Source organism: Mesorhizobium sp. M7A.F.Ca.MR.362.00.0.0, assembly GCF_004023175.1.
Taxonomy (GTDB): Bacteria; Pseudomonadota; Alphaproteobacteria; order Rhizobiales; family Rhizobiaceae; genus Mesorhizobium.
Genome location: NZ_RZTF01000098.1, coordinates 1 through 3,519 on the forward strand (window position 1 = coordinate 1; position 3,519 = coordinate 3,519).

Genomic DNA, 3,519 nt, shown 5'->3' on the forward strand with positions numbered 1-3,519 from the left:
TCTCCCCGTCACTATACGGGGAGAAGGTGCCGGCAGGCGGATGAGGGGCGGCGCCAGCCTTCGTCCTAAAGAGTACCACCCCTGTTCCAGCCCCGACCCCGGTCGCCGAACATCGCATAACCAGCATCCGTCACCGCCAGCGTGTCCTCCAGCTTGATGAAGCCGCGCGTCGGGTGAAGCATGGTTGTCTCCACCGACAGCACCATGTTCTTCTCCAGCGGCTTGGCCGCATAGGTGCCTTCATAGGTCACCGGGTGGTTGGTCATCAGGAACGGCGCCTCGTGCGTGATCAGGCCCATGCCATGGGCGAAGAAATCCGTGTAGGGCGCGACCTTCGAAGCCTTCAGCACGCCCTCGGCATGGGAAATCATGTCGCCGCCCAGCGTGCCCGCTTTGACTTTTGAGAAGGCCGCCTGCTGCACCGTCTCGACCTCGGCCAGCAGATCTTCCAGTTCGGCATCCGGTTCGCCGAGAATGCCCATCCGGCAGAGATCGCCGATATAGCCGTGAAAGTTGCCGCCGGAATCGATTGACAGCACTTCGCTTTGTTTCCACGCCTGCGGTGAAGCGGCGCGGTTGTGGCTGGCACCCAGCGTCAGCAGGCAATATTCGAAATGGATGCCGCGATTGGTTTCCTCCCGCCGCAGCTGTTCGATGATCTCGCCCTTGGTCGTGCCTTCGCGCGCCCAGGCGATGGTCGCCAGCATGGAATCGGTGATCAGTTCGGAGGCCGTGCGCAGCTTCTCCAGTTCGGCATCGGTCTTGATGGCGCGCATGCGCTCCAGCATGTCGGTCGCATCGATCAGCCTGGCATCCGGCAATGCGTTGCGGATCAGCGTATAGGCGTCCGACGGCAGGAAGCCGGGCTCGATGCCGATGCGCGCGCCCGCCTTGCCGATCTTCTGCAGATGCTCGACCGCAAGGTTGGCGGCGTCGAGCGTGCCCCAGCAGGCGGCGTGCAGCGTCGGCGTCCAGAACGGGTTGTTCTGATGCTCGCCGCCCTCCATGCGGTTGCCGATATAGGCGGCATGGTCCGGCCCGCCCTTTTCGTACACCACGATCGGCAGGTATCGGCTGTGGCCGATCGCATCCATGGCGGCGAAGAAGATGAACTTGTAGCCGCCCAGCAGGTATTGCGTGTTGTGCTTGGAGGTGGCGAGCAGCACATCGATGCCGGCCTCCTCCATCAGCCGGTCGACCCTTGCCTGGTCGAACGGGATATTGCCGACCGCATTCTTGCCCGGAGCAATGTTCATCTCTCTCTCCCCGAATTGCCGGATCGCCGCTGTTCCGCTCCCGATCCCTTGGCAGCGGTCAAATCTGCACCATTTTGCCCGTTCTGGTCCAGCCAGAAACAGATGAAATGTCGCCTCTCTATGACTCCGCGCTGTCATTCGTCGCATATTCAACCAATCTGGTCCTACCAGAAGGATCAAATTGAGCCACGTCCTCCAAACTGGTCCAGCGGACGAAAATTTCAAAGCCAAGCGAGGATGCGCCAATTCCGTCTCTGGCGAAACCCTCGGCAAGGCTCATAATCGCCGCCGCAAGGGATGCTGGCGGGCTTGCCGGCGTCCGAGGGGTTGGCGCACCCGACCGGGTCGCGGAGAGGACGGAGTTCGATCATGTCAGGTTTCACGATTTCCAGACGCACGATGCTTGCCGGCTCGGCAATGCTGCTGGCCTCCACCGCAATGCCGGCACCGGGCTGGGCGCAGACGCCAAAGAAGGGCGGGCGGCTGGTGCTTGCCGCCGATTCCGAACCGCGCAACCTCAACCCGGCGATCGTCGCCTCCAACGGCGTGTTCTTCATTTCCAGCAAGATCGTCGAAACGCTGGCCGAAGCCTCCTTCGACGGCAAAGACGGTCTCGCGCCACGGCTGGCGCTGAGCTGGGAGGGTGCCGCCGACGGGCTCTCGGCGACGTTCAAACTGCGCGACGGCGTCAAATGGCATGACGGCAAGCCGTTCACCTCGGCCGACGTCGCCTTTTCGGCGCTGCAGATCTGGAAGCCGCTGCAGAATCTCGGCCGCACTGTGTTCAAGGATCTGGCCAGCGTCGACACGCCCGACGATCTCACCGCCGTGTTCAAATTCGCCAAGCCGACGCCGTTCCAGCTGATCCGCAACGCGCTGCCGGCGCTGAGCAGCGTGGTGCCGAAGCACATCTATGAGGTCGGCAAGATCGAGGACAACCCGGCCAACAACGCGCCCATCGGCACCGGACCGTTCAAATTCGGCGAGCACAAGGCCGGGCAATATTACCGGCTGATCAAGAATACGGATTACTGGGGCAAGGACGAGCCCTATCTCGACGAGATCATCTATCAGGTGCTGCCGGATCGCACGTCAGCGGCGAGCGCACTGGAGGCCGAAGAGATTCAGCTGGCGGCCTTTTCCGCCGTGCCGCTGGCCGACCTCGACCGCATCTCCAAGGTGCCGGGCCTGAAGGTGATTTCCAAGGGCTATGAAGGGCTGACCTATCAGCTCGTCGTCGAGATCAACCATCGCCGCAAGGAATTGGCCGACGTGAAGGTGCGCCAGGCGATCGCCCATGCCATCGACAAGGATTTCGTCGTCAAGACGGTGTTCCTCGGCTATGCCGCCACCGCCACCGGTCCGGTGCCGAAGAACGATCCGCAATTCTACACCGCCGATGTGCCGACCTATGCCTTCGACGTCGCCAAGGCCAACGCGCTGCTTGACGAGGCCGGCTACAAGAAAGGCGCCGACGGCAAGCGCTTCACGCTGAAACTGCTGCCCGCGCCCTATTTCAACGAGACCAAGCAGTTCGGCGACTATCTGCGCCAAGCGCTCGCCGCCATCGGCATCGATGCTCAGCTGGTCAACAACGACTCGGCCGCGCACATCAAGGCGGTCTACACCGACCACGCCTTCGACCTCGCGGTCGGCCCGCCGGTGTTCCGCGGCGATCCGGCGATCTCGACCACCATTCTGGTGCAGAGCGGCATTCCGGACGGCGTGCCGTTCTCCAACCAGGGCGGCTACAAGAACGACGCGCTCGATGCGCTCATCGCCAAGGCATCGGAGACGCTCGATACATCAGCCCGCACCGACCTCTACAAGGAATTCCAGAAGGAGGTGGCCACCGACCTGCCGCTGATCAACGTCGCCGAATGGAGTTTTATCAGCGTCGCGCGCGACACCGTCGGCAACATCGCCAACAACCCGCGCTGGGCGGTGTCGAACTGGGCGGACACGTATTTGGAATCGTGACAGAATTGCGCGGATGAAAATTCGCGAAATCAGCGTAGGCGTTGAGCCCTACGAGGCCCCCCTCTGTCCTGCCGGACATCTCCCCCTCAAGGGGGGAGATTGGCTGGCCGCACCGTCGGCTGATTTTCCTGCAGCGTCGAACATTGGCGAAGCCATAAATGACTTCCGATCTCCCCCCTTGAGGGGGAGATGTCCGGCAGGACAGAGGGGGGCGCTCAGGCGCGACATCTCTCTTGGGCGACTCAGTGCCAAGCCTCCGACGCCCCCATGACCCGCGCCCTCA

At 62.6% G+C, this 3,519-nt stretch carries 2 protein-coding genes; one reads left to right on the forward strand and one right to left on the reverse strand.

Features of this window, described 5'->3' with window-relative positions:
* Nucleotides 1–65: 65 nt before the first annotated feature.
* On the reverse strand, nucleotides 66–1,256 hold the full coding sequence (locus EOC06_RS14780; protein WP_128308119.1) for a Xaa-Pro peptidase family protein: 1,191 nt from the start codon (nucleotides 1,254–1,256) through the stop codon (nucleotides 66–68).
* Nucleotides 1,257–1,625: 369 nt separating this feature from the next.
* On the opposite strand from EOC06_RS14780, the gene EOC06_RS14785 reads away from it, so the two are divergent.
* Nucleotides 1,626–3,236 carry an ABC transporter substrate-binding protein gene (locus tag EOC06_RS14785; RefSeq protein ID WP_128308120.1) on the forward strand — a complete coding sequence of 537 codons (1,611 nt, stop codon included), beginning with the start codon at nucleotides 1,626–1,628 and terminating at the stop codon, nucleotides 3,234–3,236.
* Nucleotides 3,237–3,519: the final 283 nt, after the last annotated feature.